Raw genomic sequence first — 15,519 nt, 5'->3', positions numbered from 1 at the left:
CCTCGTTTCGAAGTACGCACATCCCTAACCTGGGGCGGCAAGGATCGCGAGTCCTTGGACGAGATAGACCGTGCCGATCCCCAGCACGATGGCCTTGGTCCAGGTTCGATACTGGCGGTCGGTGATCCGATCGAGGACGGTGCGGGCCAGCGAGGTACCGACCACCGCCAGGCCCGCGCCCATCAGCAACAGCCAGGGCGAGACAACGCCATCTCCCGCCGTTACGATGACGCCGAAATAGACCAGCTTCATGCCATGGGCCAAGACCTGACAGGCCGATTTGCTGGCCACGATGATGCGGCGATCGACGGGCATACGGACGAGAAATGCGTCGAGGAGCGGTCCCGACACGCCCGAGACAAACTGCAGGCCGGTTCCGACAAAGCCGGCAAATTCGGCGGCGCCACGCCGGCGGGCGTGGGGGGCGTAGCGCTGGGGCAGGGCGAAGGCCATGAAAGGCACCAGCCCGAGGCAGATCAGCACGGTGGCGCGATCCGGTACCAGCAGGAGAAACGAAAACAGCCCCAACGCCGCCGCCGATCCGGCGGCGAACCGCGCCACGACCCAGAAATCGATGTAGCGCCACCATAGCACTGCCCGCCAGCCATTGGCGGCTAACTGCGTGACGCCGTGCAGGATCATCGCGGCCGGGACGGGCATCAGGAACAGAAGCCCGCCCATCAGGACCATGCCGCCGGCGATGCCGAAAACGCCGCTGAGGAACGACGTGCCGAGAACCAGCACGGCGAGCCCGGCCAGGGCGAGCGGTCCGCTCAGCATCAGGCTGCGCCCTCGAACCTACTGGAAGCTGTTTTCGAGCGTGCCGAGCCCCGTAATGCTCATGCGCACGGTGTCACCGGGCTTGAGGAATCGCGGTGGCTTGAAGCCGATCCCGACACCAACCGGCGTACCGGTGGCGATGATGTCGCCGGGCACCAGGGTCAGACCGGCCGAAATCGTCTCGACGAGGCTAGGGATGTCGAAGATCAGGTCGCTGGTGTTCGCCTGCTGCCGGACCTCGCCGTTCACCCTCGTCCGCGGTGGCGATCCAAGGTCCCATCGGGCAGAAGGTGTCGAGTGCCTTGCCGAGAAACCACTGCTTGTGCTGTTTCTGGCGGTCGCGCGCGGTCACGTCGTTGACGATCATGTAGCCCCAGATGTGCTCGTAAGCCTTGGCCTTGGGGATGTTGCGGCCGCCCTTGCCGATCACCAGGGCGAGCTCGATCTCGTAATCGACGGACTGGGTGACGTCGCTATGCAGATCCACGATGGCGCCCGTTCCCACCACGCATGAGGCCGGCTTGGTAAAGACGGCTGGAAAGTCGTCGATCTCGGCTCCCGCCACCGCGCCGGCCTCGAAGCCGCTCTGGGAAAATTCCTTGGCGTGTGCGTGATAATTCTTGCCGACGCAAAAGATGTTGCGGCGCGGTGCCGGGATCGGCGCTTCGATCGCCACGCTGTCGAGCGGCATCGGGTCGCCCACGGCGTGGATTTCGCCGCGAAGCCGATCGTAATTCTCGATCAGTTCCACCATGTCGGAGACAGCCGGCTCGATCGCCCGCACCATCTGATTCTCAACGACGCCGATCCTGGATTCGCCGTTCTTTGCATACCGTATGAACTTCATCGTGCCGGGTTTCCTATCCAGTGTCTGCTTGTTCGCCGGGGAGTTCAGCCGTGATAGTCCGATGCAGGCCGCGTGAAGAAGCCGTGCAGGATCTGATAGGCGATCAGGAAGTTCTTCTGGGTGAAGGACGCATGCGAGATGCCCTTCATGAACGCGAACTCCTTGTCCGCGTTCGGCAACCGCTTGAAGAAGGCGAGCAGATCATCGACGCCGGCGATGCCGTCGAACTCGCCGCGCATGACGATCGTCGCCGCCTCCAGTTTTTCCGGATCGACCAGCGGCAGCCTTGTACACATGTCGATATAGGTGCCGTTCGGCATCGAGTCGTCGAGCGCCAACACCTGATCGATGAAGGGCTGTGCGAAGCGTTCATGGACGGTGCCAGGATGGTCGCGATTAAAGATCGACCACATGAATTCCTGGTCGACCGGACGGCGGACGGTCCCACGCCAGGCGTCGATCTTCTTGCGCCGCTGCTCCAGCGTCGGACTGCCCTCGCCGGTCCAGACCATCGCATCGAGCGCGAGGCGACTGACGCAATCGGGGTGGCGTTCGGCAAACGTCGCCGCGCGAAGCGCGCCGGACGAAATGCCGTAGACTAGCAGCGGTCCCTTCTCGCCGCGCTCGATGATGAAATCGGAGACCGCCTTGGCATCGTCGGCACCGTCGGCGATCGTCGCTAAAACGTCCTCGCCCTTGTAGGAACGGCCATAGCCGCGGCAGTCAAAACACCAGGTGTTGAAGCCGCGGCTGGCAAACCAGTCCATCACCGAGGCTTCCGGCATGCCGTCGACCTGCAGGTCGAAGGTGGGCTGGCTGGCCATCGAGGAGCCGTGCACGAACAAGATCGTGCCCCGGACCGGGCCCTCGCCCACGCTCGGCTTCTCCCAGACGAAAACCTCCTGGCCGTTCGATGTCGTGCGGTGTTCCTTGCCTTCGGTCTTCGTCGTCGCGCGAATATCGTCCTGCATGTCTTGTTCCTGATGGTTGGGGATCATTCGGTCGGCTCAGATGCCGAGCCGCTTCATCTGTGGTTCCGGATAGCGCAGGCCAGCAGCCGCATCGGGCGGGAAGGTCGCGTCGAGTTGCGCCAGCTCGCTGTCGCCGAGGGTGAGATCGAGCGCCGCGGCATTCTCGTCGATCCGTTGGGGCCGCTTGGTACCCGGGATCGGCACGATGTCCTCGCCGCGCGACAAGAGCCATGCCAGCGCCACCTGCGCGGGTGTCGCACCATGGGTGTCGGCTAAGGTCCGCAGGCTCGCAAGCAGCCCGAGGTTCCGCGCCAGGTTCTCGCCGGTAAAACGCGGCATGTCGCGACGCCGGTCCTTCTCCGCCAGATCGGCCTCGGCGCCGATCGCGCCGGTCAAGAACCCACGCCCGAGCGGCGAATAGGCCACGAAGCCGATGCCCAGTTCGCGGCAGGCCGGGAGGATCTCCGCTTCCACGTCGCGGGTCCAGAGGGAGTATTCGGTCTGGACCGCGCTGAGTGGATGCACGGCGTGGGCGCGGCGAATCGTCGACGCACCGGCCTCCGAGAGGCCGATGAAGCGGACCTTGCCCGCCTCGACGAGCCGCGCCATCGCGCCGACCGTCTCCTCGATCGGCACGTTCGGATCGACACGATGCAGATAATAGAGATCGATCACCTCGGTTCCGAGTCGCTTCAGACTCTCCTCGCAGGCAGCTTGGGCGTATTCCGGCGTGCCATTCACACCCGTCTTGCCGTCCGGGAGCCGCAGATTGCCGAATTTCGTGGCGAGAACGGCGTCTTTCCGCCGGCCGTCCAGCGCCGCGCCCAGCAGCTCCTCGTTGCGGCCGTTGGCGTACATGTCGGAGGTGTCGATGAAGTCGACGCCACGATCCAGCGCGTAGTGGATCGTCGCGATCGACTCCTCGCGATCCGCCGGACCATAGATATCGGTCATCGACATGCAGCCGAGGCCGATGGCCGAGACGGTCAGTCCCTGTTCGCCGAGCTTCCGGGTTTTCATGTCGCCTCCGATCCTTCGTTCAAGACCTCACGCCCCCTCGAACTCCAAAATGTGCAGGCCGCGATTGCGGTCGAGCAGATAGATGACGCCGTCGTCGCCGACCGCCACGTCGTTCGACTGCGGGCTCGGCTCGTCGCCGAGCGGTTCGGGGATGAAGAAGCCGACCTCTTCCGGCAAAGAGGGATCCTTGGCGTCGATGATCCGCAGTCCTCCGGAGAACCAGGTGGCGTAGATCAGGGTCGTATCCAGCCGCTCGTGGAACTGGTGCGCGCCGAACCTGCCTGGCGCGCCGCTGTAGGGTGAGGCGTGCTCGCCCAGGCTGAAGATCGACAGCGGCTTGAGATCGCTCAGGTCGCTCGCGTCGAACAGCCAGAGGAACCCATGCAGCCGGCCGTGCAAATGGTCGTGCTCCTCATCGATCGCCGCGGCGATGCGCCGGCCACCGATCGGATTCTCGAACGGCATGACGGTATGGGTCGGCTCCGGAATTGCCGGATGGTAGTCATAGGCGCCGACGGTTCTGAGGTCGGTGATGTCGGTCGCGTCGATAACGCGGATTCCGGCGTTCCACACCGCCGCCCATAACTCGTCGCCGCAGCGCATGGCGTGGTGGAGGCGGTTCTTCAGGCCCTGCCAATGTGGCGTCTCCCCGCCGGCCACATGCTGGCCGGGCAGCGCCCAGCGCGCGACCTCGCGCGGCCGGGCCGGCTCGGCCAGGTCGTAGACGACGAGGATATTGCCGACATAGCCCTCCATCTCGGTCGAGATGTAGGCGTAACGTGCGTCGGCATCGAAACGGTGGACGCCGACGCCATGGGTGCGTTGGTAGGCGAGCAACGAGGGCTTGGTCCGGTCGGAAATGTCCCAGATCTTGAAGCCACCCTCGTCATAGCTTTCGTTCGCGGCCTTGCGCAGTCGCGGCATGTCGCCGGGCGCGACGCCGACCCGCGCCGCCACCTCCGCCTCGCCCGGATCGCGGCCGAGCTCGTCACGTAGCGCCGCCTCGGCGGCGGCGATACCCTTGGCGCGCCGTTTGAAATGACGGTCGTTCTGCTCGACATTGGTGATCATCAAATCGCCGACCACACGCAGCTTGTGGGTGTGCGAGGCGTCCGTCTCCAGGCGAATGTCCGCCACGACCTTCGGATTTCGCCGGTCGGAGACGTCGATGATCGAGGTGCCGTAGGGCGGCTTCATGTGTCCGACGAAGACGTGGTGGCCGTCGACCACAACCTGACCGCCGCCGGGGATATCGAGCATCGCGATCTGGCGTACCCGGTTGGAAAGCGGTTGATCCGCCCGGCTCATCGACCTGCTCCCGTCGGAGTTTCCGCCGCCTTCGCTTTCCTGTCGCGCCAACGCGCCGTGACGACAGGCAGCAGCAGGCTCAAAATCAGCAGAACCCAGAGGATGTTGCCAATGGTCGAGGAGAACATCACCATCGGGTCGTTCCCGGAAATGCGCATGGCCAGGATGAACGAGCGCTCGATCAGCGGTCCCAGGATCACCCCGATCAGAATGGCCGCGACATGATAGCCGGTCTTGCGCGCAATGTAGCCGATAATACCGAAGGCGAAGGCGATCCCCATATCGAACAGGAACCCGCGCGGCACAAAGGCGCCGACCAGCGTGAACGCGACGATCATCGGTGCGAGATACATCGTCGACACCACGGTGATCCGCGACATGTATCGGACCATCGGGACGATGGTGAGCAGCATGAAGACGTAGGACACCGCCATCGCGGTGATGACGCCATAGGCCAGTTCCGGGGCTTCCACGAACAGCCGCGGGCCAAACGGGAAACCGTGGAACTGCAGTACCACCATCATGACCGCCGCCGTGCTGCCGCCCGGTACGCCGATGGCGAGGAGCGGCACCAACGTTCCGGTGGTGACGCCGTTATTGGCGGCTTCCGGCGCTGCGACGCCATCCGAAAACCCGGTGCCGAAACGTTCCGGCGTCTTGGAGAACAGTCGGGCCTGCTGGTAGGCGACGAAGGCCGCGATCGAGGCGCCGGCGCCCGGCAGCACGCCAATGACGAGTCCGAGCAAGCTGGTCCAGGTGATCAGCCACCATTTGCGGAACGCCTGGAAAGTCTCGCTCATGCTGTTCGACCAGGTGGCGGTCTGAACGGCGGCCGTCTCCTTGGTATCGACGAGCCATTTCTGCTCGAGCATCACCAGTGCCTCGGAGATGGCAAAGAGGCCGATCAGCGCGGGCACCAGCGGCACACCGTCGAACAGCTCGAGGAAACCGAAGGTGCCGCGGGGCGTCGCGTAGATATGGTCCGCGCCCATCGCGCCGAGCATCAGTCCGAAGGCACCCGCGATCAGGCCCTTCAACATGTCCCGCGCCGCGATCGAGGCGATCAGCGCCAGACCGAACAGCATGATCACGACCATCTCGACGCTGTGGACGTAGTAGCCGACGCGCGACAGGGCCGGCAGCGCGAAAAGCGTTGCGATCGAACTGATCAGTCCGCCGACAACAGAGGCCACGAAACAGACCGCGAGCGCCTTGCTAGCCTGACCATTCCTGGTCATCTGGTAGCCGTCGAGGGTAGTCGCCGCCGCGCCGCCGGTGCCCGGAATATTCAGCAGGATCGCCGGAATTCCACCGCCGAGATGCGAGGCGCTGTAAAGCGCGACCATGAACACCAGGGCGACTTCCACATCGAGGGCGAGCGTCAGCGGCAACAGGATGATGATCGTGTTGTGCGCGGCGAAGCCGGGAATCGCGCCCATGACAATGCCGATCAGCACGGCAGGGATGATGATCCACCAGAGGCTGAAGGAATGCAGGAACAGGCCCGTGATAAAGGCGGCGTCGAACTCCATCAGAAGATGGCTCCCATGGCCTGCTCGAAGGGTCCTTGCGGAAACCTTGTATTCAGGAGAACAATGAAAAAGATCCAGCCGCCGAGAGCCGCGAGACCGGCCGTCAAAACGGCGCGCCCGACCGGTCGCGCTCCGGCGACGAGGACAGAGGTGGCGAGGAAGACAAATGTTGTGATGGTGAAGCCGAGATAGGGAACCGCGAGGATATAGCCCACGATGAGCGCGACGAAGATGGCGCGGCTGGCTCGCGACGACGGCGCGCCGAAGAAATCGCCGAAGCCCAGCGTGTAACGTTCGCGGCGCAGTCCGATCACGACCCGCACCAGATAGATTCCTACAAGCAGAAGCATCAGCGCGGCGAGGATGATGCCGCTCATCTGCGCCTGCCAGGGAAAGTTCCAGACGGAGAGCACGTAGTAGATTGCGTAGGCGCCCGCGGCGACGGGAATGATGAGATCAGCCCCGACCGGCTTCCTCGTTTCGCGATCCAACATGGAAGAGATCCTGCTTTCGACCGGATGGGAGACGGGGCGGTCGCGCGACCGCCCCGTCAGGATAGGACTTCCCTGCCAAAGGAGGGATCAGCTGCCAGTCAGCAGATCGCGATAACGCTCAGCGAGTTCGCGCGTCGCCGCGGCCTCCGCCATCGCCGTTTCCTGATCGCCGGGCGTGATGAACTCGGGCGGAACGCCGGCCGCCTTGACCGCCTCGACATATTCGGGATCGGCCATGGTCTGATCGATGCTGGACTTCAACAATTCGACCCGCTCGGGGTATTGCTCGAGCGCCGCGGCGTGGACCGCCCAGGCACGCGAACTGAACAGTTCCGGCAGATCGGTGCCGAGCGCTCCGTTCACGGTGGGCGCATTGCCGGTGGCGTCGGGCACGGTGTTCTCATTGGCGAAAATGCCGAGGACGCGGGCCTGATCGCCCAGCGCGATCGGATTGGCGAGCGGCAATGCGGAAGCGTCGACCTCGCCGGTGATCGCCGCCATCGCCGTCGGATTGCCGCCGCCGAACGGGATCAGGTTGAATTGTGCACCGGTCGCCTCGCCGAGCGCCAGCATCCCAATCGACGCCGGATGCGGCAGGCGGCTGACCGAAATGCTGACCGGCCGCTTCTTGCCCTCCTCGACGAGTTGCTCGAGCGATTCAAACTGAGAGTTCGGGCCAACCCATACCGCCATTGGTTCGGTACTGGTACGCCGAATGTAGACCAGATCCTTGCCGATATCGATGCCCACGTTCTGGAGAGTCAGCATGATGACCTCCGGGCCGAGGTTCGAGAACAGCAGATTGTAGGCGTTCGGCTCTTTCTTCATGAAAAATTCGTAGCCGACCTGGCCGGCGGCGCCGGGATAATAGCCGAACTCGAAGTTCGTATTCAGATATTTGCGCCAGACCTGAACGAAAGCACGCGAGTCCCGATCCGCGCCGCCCCCTTCGCCAGTCGGGATGGTGATTTCCATGTTGCCGGCCGGGTAATCCTGGGCAAATGCCGTTCGGCCGAGACCGAGCGAAAGCGCGGTGGCACCCGCCGCAGTGCCTGTGAGAAATCGACGACGCGACAGATCTGTGGTGAAATTCATCTTGAAACCTCCCTGTGCGCGGTTCGCCGCGCGGTCTTCGTGTTGCTGCGAGGTCTATTGGTTGACCTTTAGCGTAAAATGGTATAGCTATGGTTTAATATTGTCAACCAATGAAAACGTGATGCAGGATATCGACGTCAGGCGAGGGTCGGCCGAACAAGCACTCGATGAGCTTCGTGAGCTCTTGCGTGCCGATGGCCTTGGCCCCGGCGCAAGGCTGCCCACCGAACGAGCGCTTGCCGACCGCCTGGCCGTCAATCGTGCGACTCTCCGCAAGGCTTTGGCCCGCCTCGAAATGGAGGGGGCGATCGTCCGACAGGTTGGGCGCGGCACCTTCGTTGCCGACGCACTCTCCACCGCCGGATCGGTGACGGCGGGCGCATCACCGATCGAACTTATGGACGCCCGCCTAGTCTTGGAGCCGGCCATAGCGCGCGAGGCGGCGCTGCGGGCACGCAAGGAGGATCTGGAACGATTGGAACTGTGCCTTGTCCGCTCCGAAACTGCCGACACGTTCGAGGCATTCGAGGAATGGGACATTGCCTTTCACCGTGCCCTGGCAGAGGCCACCCAGAACGCGGTCTTCATGATGGTCATGGAGATGATGCGGACCATGCGCAGCACAGCGGAATGGGACCGTTTGAAGCGGGCCTCCTTCAGCCCGGCGCTGCGGGATCGTTATCGTGTCGAGCACCGCGCCATTTTTGTGGCGCTCGAGTCTCGCGATCCAGTCGCCGCCGCAACGGCTACGGCTCGCCATATGCAGACGGTTTGTTCGGCGATTTCTGGTCAGAAATGGGAGCGCGGGGATGTGCTCTCGGCGCCGCGAAGTTCGGCGGCCGGATACCCGCCGAAGCGTGCCACGCTGCGGTAGGCTCGCACCACCCGCTTCACGTCGAACGCCTCGGCGTAGAACATGATCGCGGCCGCACTGGCGCCTGCCGACGTCTGTTCCCGAGACAGCGGAAAGTCATGGGTCGCACCTTTGCCGAAGATCAATCTCCCTTGCGCGGCGGATTTCCTCAAGCAGCCCCGCCACGGGCTTGACTGCCCTGCTCGAATGACCGCGCTGTCCGCTGGTCGATCAAAACATCTTCGTCCGGACCGTCAATGAGCCGAGATGGTTGCGCCAGCGCCTGCAGGGCAGGGCGGTCCGTGATGATGACCCGCTGGCCATCGACTACGGCGCCATCCGCCTGCAGTGATTTCATCGCCCGCGAGAGGCTCTCGGGTGTCATCCCGAGGAAAGAGGCGAGCACCCGCTTTTCCATGGGCAGGACAAAGCTTGCCCTGTCGCCGCCGTCTTCGGCCTGACGCAAGAGATAGGCTGCCAGTCGCTCGCGCGCGCTCCGTAGCTTCAGTCCTTTGGCATGTCGGACCATGCCGCGGTAACCGGCGGAAAGCTCGGCGATGGTGGCCAGCGCGAATTCGCAATCGGTGCGGAAGATGGTTCGCACATCGCTGCTGGGCACCAGGATCAGTCGGGTTTTCTCGAGCGTGCGCGCCGACATCAGGTAAGGCGCGTCCTGCATGCAAGCGGCGAGGATGAAGGTGGAAAGCGGCCGCACCACCGCCAGCGTGGTTTCACGTCCTTGCCAGCTCGCGAAGAGTTCGATGGAGCCCTCCACGACGATATGGAGGAAATCTGCGGATGCGCCCTCGTCAATCAGCTGGATCTGCGGCGGAAAGGTCTGATCGTACGCCCCTCGCGTCAGAACGAGGAAATTCTCATCAGCCATTGATCGGAACAGTGGAAGGCTGCGGACCGCGGGAAGCACCGTTTCACGCATGAATCAACTTACCTCCGATTGGCCGCTTGATAATTGGTAATTGACGGATTGATATTGATCTAGGGGATCTCGACAATACAGCATCCGTCCGTTTGACAAAGATAGAGCATCGCGGCGCCTATCATCAAATACGGCTCGATTGCTCTCGCCGGCCATTCTCGTTTGATCTCGGTCAAGTCGCGGCCGCTCCTTCCGTTCCACTCCAACCCGACGAAACGCGTCGGAAGCGGAGAAAGCGAATGATGGAGAAGGCACAGGTCACGGACGCCGAGCGCACACGGGCTTTGGGTCTGAGCACGATCGCCTTCACGGCCTGTTTCGCGGTCTGGACGATCTTTTCGATCATCGGCGTCGAGATAAAGGCCGAGCTGGGGCTCAACGAGTTCGAGTTCGGTTTGTTGGTCGCCACGCCTATCCTGACCGGTTCGCTTACCCGACTGATCCTGGGCGTATGGACGGAGAAATACGGCGGTCGCATCGTATTCACGACTCAGATGCTGCTGACCGCGGCGGCGACATGGATGCTGACCTGGGCGTCCTCCTATACGATGTATCTCGTCGCCGCGCTCGGTATCGGCCTTGCCGGCGGCTCTTTCATCATCGGGGTCGCCTATGTATCCCGCTGGTACGATGCGGGAAGGCAGGGCACGGCCCTGGGCATTTTCGGTGCCGGCAACGTTGGCGCGGCGGTGACCAAATTCGTTGCCCCCTTCGTCATGGTGGCCTTGGGCTGGCAGGGGGTCGCTCATGTCTGGGCCGCTGCGTTGGCGCTGATGGCGGTGGTCTTCTATCTCTTCGCCAAGGATGATCCGGCACTGGTGGCTCGGCGCAAGTCCGGCGCGAAAGCGCCGAGCCTCGCCGAGCAGTTCGCGCCGCTGCAAAATCTCCAAGTCTGGCGTTTTTCCCTTTACTATTTCTTCGTGTTCGGCGCCTTCGTCGCGCTGGCGCTGTGGATGCCGCATTATCTGGTCGACGTCTACAACCACGACATCCGCACCGCCGGCATGTCGGCGGCGGCCTTCTCATTGTCCGCCTCGCTGTTTCGGGCCTATGGCGGGCATCTGTCCGACCGTTTCGGCGCGCGGGCCGTGATGTACTGGACCTTCGGCTTTTCGCTGATCCTGCTGTTCATGCTGTCCTATCCGCCGACGGACTACGTGATTCAAGGCAAGGACGGCCCCATCGCGTTCTCCACGGAGATGGGGCAATGGCCCTTCGTCATTACGCTGTTCGTGCTGGGCTTCTTCATGAGCCTCGGCAAGGCGGCGGTGTTCAAACATATCCCGGTCTACTATCCCGGCCATGTCGGCGCGGTCGGCGGGCTAGTCGGCATGATCGGAGGCCTTGGCGGTTTTGTCCTGCCGATCGCCTTCGGCGCGCTGCTCGATCTGACCGGTATCTACACCAGTTGTTTCGCGCTGCTCTTCGTGATCGTCGCCATCTCGCTGGCCTGGATGCATCTGTCGATCCGGGCGATGGAGCGCGGAGCGCAGGGCGCGGCGCTCGATGAGCTGCCCCAACTGCCGGAGATGCAGGAAATCCACCATGCGAACCAGCAAGCGCGGACGCGCGTGCTGGACGAGTGGAACCCCGAGGACAAGACCTTTTGGGAGGACAAAGGCCGTCGCATCGCGCGCCGCAATCTCTGGATCTCGATTCCGGCACTGCTTTTGGCCTTCTCGGTCTGGATGGTGTGGTCGGTGGTCGTGGCGCGCCTGCCAGCGATCGGTTTCGATTTCACGCCGGGCGAGCTGTTCTGGCTGGCGGCGCTACCGGGGCTTTCCGGGGCGACCTTGCGCATCTTCTACAGCTTCATGGTGCCGATCTTCGGGGGCAGGTTGTGGACGACCCTTTCCACCGCCTCGCTGCTGCTGCCCGCCATGGGCATCGGCTACGCAGTGCAAAATCCCGAGACGCCGTACCTGATCTTCCTGGTTCTGGCGCTGCTGTGCGGCTTCGGCGGCGGCAACTTCGCCTCGTCGATGGCCAATATCGCCTTCTTCTTCCCGAAGGCGGAAAAGGGCAACGCGCTGGCGCTGAATGCGGGGCTGGGCAATCTCGGCGTCTCCGTCATGCAGTTCCTGGTGCCGCTCGTCATCACCGCCGGTGTCTTCGGCGCATTGGGCGGTCAGCCGCAGACCATGTCGGATGGCGGCCAGCTCTGGATGCAGAACGCCGGCTTCGTCTGGGTGCCGTTCATCATCGCGGCCACCATCGCTGCATGGGTCGGGATGAACGACATCGCCGACGCCAAGGCCAGCTTCAAGGAGCAGGCAATCATCTTTAGCCGCAAGCACAACTGGATCATGTGCGTGCTTTACACCGGCACGTTCGGCAGCTTCATCGGCTATTCCGCTGGTTTCCCGCTGCTCACCAAGCTCCAGTTCCCCGATGTGAACGCGCTGCAGTTCGTATTCCTCGGGCCGTTGGTCGGGGCGCTGTCGCGCGCCGGAACGGGCTGGGTTTCCGACAAGTTCGGCGGCGGCCGGGTCACCTTCTGGACCTTTCTGGGCATGATCGTGGCGGTGCTGGGGGTGATCTTCTTCCTCGGCATCAAGGAACAGCCGGGCGCGTTCTGGGGCTTCTTCGCTTCGTTCATGGCGTTGTTCTTCCTGACCGGAATCGGCAACGCCTCCACTTTCCAGATGATCCCCGCGATCATGGCGCGGGAAATCCCGCGCCTGATGCCGGAGCTGGACGGGGGCGCGCTGCGCAGGCAGGCCGAACGCGAGAGCGCGGCGATCATCGCCTTTACCAGCGCCATCGCGGCCTACGGCGCCTTCTTCATCCCGAAAGCCTACGGCACCTCGATCGCCATGACCGGCGGACCCGTGGCGGCTCTGTGGGGGTTCCTCGGCTTCTACGCGATCTGCGTCGCGCTGACCTGGGCCTACTACACCCGTCCCGGCGGCCTTCTGGCACATGACCGGGCTGGGCCTGCCGCGCCCGCTATCTCCGCAGCCTGATCTGAAAGGACAGCTTGATGAGCCATCTTCTCGACCGACTGAATTTTCTGAAATCCACGCGCCAGGACACTTTCGCGGATGGTCACGGTCAGACCACGGTGGAAAGCCGTGACTGGGAGGAAACCTACCGGAGCCGCTGGCGGCACGACAAGATCGTACGGTCCACCCACGGGGTGAACTGCACCGGGTCGTGCAGCTGGAAGATCTACGTCAAGTCCGGGATCGTGACCTGGGAGACCCAGCAGACCGACTATCCGCGGACCCGGCCCGACATGCCCAATCATGAGCCGCGCGGCTGTTCGCGAGGGGCAAGCTACAGCTGGTATCTATACTCCGCCAATCGGGTGAAGACGCCACTGGTCCGTGGTCGGCTGATGCGTCTGTGGCGCGAGCTGCGCAAGACCATGAGCCCCGTCGAGGCGTGGAAGGCGATCCAGGCCGATCCGGCCAAGCGGGATAGCTACACCAGAATTCGGGGCAAGGGCGGGTTCGTCCGCGCGAGCTGGGACGAGGCGAGCGAGATGGTTGCGGCGGCCAATGCCTACACAGCCAAGACCTACGGACCCGACCGCGTCTTCGGCTTCTCGCCGATCCCCGCGATGTCGATGGTCAGCTATGCCGCCGGTTCGCGTTACCTCAGCCTGATGGGCGGCACCTGCATGTCGTTCTACGACTGGTACTGCGATCTGCCGCCCGCCAGTCCGCAGACCTGGGGCGAGCAGACCGACGTGCCGGAAAGCGCCGACTGGTACAATTCCGGTTTCCTGATCCTTTGGGGATCGAACGTGCCGCAGACCCGCACGCCGGACGCGCATTTTTATACCGAGGCACGCTATCGCGGAACCAAATCCGCCGTGGTCAGTCCTGATTACAGCGAGGCCGCCAAGTTCGGCGATATCTGGCTAAATCCGCAGGCGGGCACCGACGCCGCGCTGGCGATGGCGTTTGGCCACGTCATCCTGCGTGAATATCACCTCGACCGGCAGGTGCCGTATTTCGAGAGTTACACCCGCAAATATTCCGATTTCCCGTTGCTGGTGCGGCTGGACGAAAAGGACGGACGCTACGTTCCGGGCAGGATGCTGCGCGCCGCCGATTTCACCGACGCCTTGGGAGAATCCAACAATCCCGACTGGAAGACGGTCGGGATCGACAGCAAGACCGGCTCTATCGTTGTCCCCAATGGCTCGATCGGCTTTCGTTGGGGACAGGGCGGACATTGGAATCTTGAGGAGAAGGCCGGCGAGAAGCCTGTCGACCTCGTGACCACGCTGATCCTCGAAGAGGACCGCGACGACGTGGTCGGCGTCGATTTTCCCTATTTCGGCGGCGAGGCGAGCGAGCATTTCACCAAATGCGACCACCCCGACGTGCTGACCCGCAATATCCCGGTACGCCGCCTGAAGTTGAAGGATGGCGAGGCACTGGTGACGACGGTCTTCGACCTGTTCTGCGCCAATTACAGCCTCGACCGTGGGCTGGGGGGCAAACATGTCGCCACGTCTTTCGACGCCGATGTGCCCTTTACGCCGGCTTGGGCCGAGAAGATCACCGGGGTCAAGCGCGACCGCATCATCGCCGTCGCGCGTGAATTCGCCACCAATGCCGAAAAGACCAACGGCAAGTCGATGGTGATCCTGGGGGCCGGCCTGAATCACTGGTACCATATGGACATGGCCTATCGCGGCATCATCAACATGTTGGTGATGTGCGGTTGTGTCGGTCAGTCGGGCGGCGGCTGGTCGCACTACGTAGGCCAGGAAAAGCTTCGCCCGCAGACCGGCTGGACGGCGCTGGCCTTCGCGCTGGATTGGGCACGCCCGCCCCGGCACATGAACTCGACCTCGGCCTGGTACGCCCACACCAACCAATGGCGCTACGAAACCGTCACGGCGGGGGAGATCCTGTCGCCGACGGCACCGGCGGGCGATTGGGCCGAGCGCAGCCTGATCGACTACAACATCCAGGCCGAACGCATGGGCTGGCTGCCCTCGGCGCCGCAGCTGAAGACCAATCCGCTGGAGATCGGCCGCGCGCTCAAGGCATCGGGCAAGACGGCCCCGGAATACGTGGCGGAAGGGCTGAAGTCGGGCACGCTGGAAATGTCCTGCGAAGACCCGGACGCTCCTGAAAACTGGCCGCGCAACCTGTTTGTCTGGCGCTCGAACCTTTTGGGATCATCGGGCAAGGGACATGAGTATTTCCTGCGCCATCTGTTGGGCACCGATCACGGCGTCCTCGGCAAGGATCTGGGCGAGGAAGGCAGGGTCAAGCCGATCGAGGCCAAGTGGCACGATCAGGCCCCCGAGGGGAAACTCGATCTCCTGGTAACGTTGGACTTCCGCATGTCGACCACATGCGTCTATTCCGACATCGTCCTGCCCACGGCCAGTTGGTACGAGAAGGACGACCTCAACACGTCCGACATGCACCCGTTTATCCACCCGCTGCAGGCGGCCGTTGACCCGGCTTACGAGTCGAAATCGGATTGGGAGATCTTCAAGGCCCTGGCCAGGAAGTTCTCCGAAATCGCGCCCGAGGTGTTGGGAGTGGAAACCGATGTGGTCGCGCTGCCGATGCAGCACGACAGCCCCGGCGAGCTGGCCCAATCGGTCGTGGCCGACTGGAAGGCTGGCCAATGCGAGTTGATCCCTGGCAAGACCGCGCCGAACTACATCGCGGTGGAGCGGGATTATCCCAACCTCTACAAGCGCTT

General features: G+C 63.3%; 11 protein-coding genes and 1 pseudogene. 3 read left to right on the top strand and 9 right to left on the bottom strand.

All coding sequences use genetic code 11. The features are described 5' to 3' along the window. Nucleotides 1-24: 24 nt before the first annotated feature. The 8 genes and pseudogenes from MJ956_RS05450 to MJ956_RS05415 all read right to left on the bottom strand — a co-directional run bounded on the left by MJ956_RS05450 (nt 25) and on the right by MJ956_RS05415 (nt 8,047). A complete protein-coding gene (locus MJ956_RS05450; RefSeq protein ID WP_253963462.1) occupies nt 25-780 on the bottom strand; it encodes a TSUP family transporter in 756 nt (251 codons plus the stop codon). A gap of 18 nt (nt 781-798) precedes the next feature. Then, nucleotides 799-1,567, bottom strand: a pseudogene (locus MJ956_RS05445) (fumarylacetoacetate hydrolase family protein). A 104-nt stretch (nt 1,568-1,671) separates the two neighbouring features. Continuing rightward, nucleotides 1,672-2,598: an alpha/beta fold hydrolase gene (locus MJ956_RS05440; RefSeq protein WP_253963461.1), complete on the bottom strand. Its 927-nt coding sequence runs from the start codon at nt 2,596-2,598 to the stop codon at nt 1,672-1,674. Between the two features lie 36 nt (nt 2,599-2,634). Then, nucleotides 2,635-3,618, bottom strand: a complete 984-nt coding sequence (locus MJ956_RS05435; protein ID WP_253963460.1) for an aldo/keto reductase — start codon at nt 3,616-3,618, stop codon at nt 2,635-2,637. A 27-nt stretch (nt 3,619-3,645) separates the two neighbouring features. Next, complete coding sequence (locus MJ956_RS05430; RefSeq protein ID WP_253963459.1) at nt 3,646-4,926, bottom strand: LVIVD repeat-containing protein; 1,281 nt, start codon at nt 4,924-4,926, stop codon at nt 3,646-3,648. Further along, the gene (locus MJ956_RS05425; RefSeq protein WP_253963458.1) at nt 4,923-6,458 is read right to left on the bottom strand and encodes a tripartite tricarboxylate transporter permease; all 1,536 of its coding nucleotides are present in this window, start codon (nt 6,456-6,458) and stop codon (nt 4,923-4,925) included. Before MJ956_RS05425 ends, MJ956_RS05430 begins: the two co-directional genes overlap by 4 nt. After that, the gene (locus tag MJ956_RS05420) at nt 6,458-6,952 is read right to left on the bottom strand and encodes a tripartite tricarboxylate transporter TctB family protein (RefSeq protein ID WP_253963457.1); all 495 of its coding nucleotides are present in this window, start codon (nt 6,950-6,952) and stop codon (nt 6,458-6,460) included. Before MJ956_RS05420 ends, MJ956_RS05425 begins: the two co-directional genes overlap by 1 nt. An 87-nt stretch (nt 6,953-7,039) precedes the next feature. Beyond that, nucleotides 7,040-8,047: a Bug family tripartite tricarboxylate transporter substrate binding protein gene (locus tag MJ956_RS05415; protein ID WP_253963456.1), complete on the bottom strand. Its 1,008-nt coding sequence runs from the start codon at nt 8,045-8,047 to the stop codon at nt 7,040-7,042. Here MJ956_RS05415 and MJ956_RS05410 point away from each other — a divergent pair. Further along, the gene (locus tag MJ956_RS05410) at nt 8,037-8,921 is read left to right on the top strand and encodes a FadR/GntR family transcriptional regulator (RefSeq protein WP_253963455.1); all 885 of its coding nucleotides are present in this window, start codon (nt 8,037-8,039) and stop codon (nt 8,919-8,921) included. The two genes, MJ956_RS05415 and MJ956_RS05410, sit on opposite strands and share 11 nt — an antisense overlap. Nucleotides 8,922-9,069: 148 nt before the next feature. On the opposite strand, the gene MJ956_RS05405 is transcribed toward MJ956_RS05410, so the two are convergent. Then, nucleotides 9,070-9,837 (bottom strand): helix-turn-helix domain-containing protein, encoded by a 768-nt coding sequence (locus tag MJ956_RS05405; RefSeq protein WP_253963454.1) that lies wholly within the window; start codon nt 9,835-9,837, stop codon nt 9,070-9,072. A 239-nt stretch (nt 9,838-10,076) separates the two neighbouring features. Between MJ956_RS05405 and MJ956_RS05400 the strand changes: the two genes are divergently transcribed. Both MJ956_RS05400 and MJ956_RS05395 read left to right on the top strand, forming a co-directional pair. After that, complete coding sequence (locus tag MJ956_RS05400; protein ID WP_423724804.1) at nt 10,077-12,803, top strand: nitrate/nitrite transporter; 2,727 nt, start codon at nt 10,077-10,079, stop codon at nt 12,801-12,803. A gap of 17 nt (nt 12,804-12,820) precedes the next feature. Further along, nucleotides 12,821-15,519, top strand: a 2,699-nt coding sequence (locus tag MJ956_RS05395) for a nitrate reductase subunit alpha (protein ID WP_253963453.1), incomplete at its 3' end; no start/stop codon positions are given.

This window comes from Aurantimonas marianensis, from assembly GCF_024195285.1.
Taxonomy (GTDB): Bacteria; Pseudomonadota; Alphaproteobacteria; order Rhizobiales; family Rhizobiaceae; genus Aurantimonas; species Aurantimonas marianensis.
The sequence above is the reverse complement of the archived record's forward strand: the minus strand, read 5'-3'. Positions and strand labels throughout refer to the sequence as shown.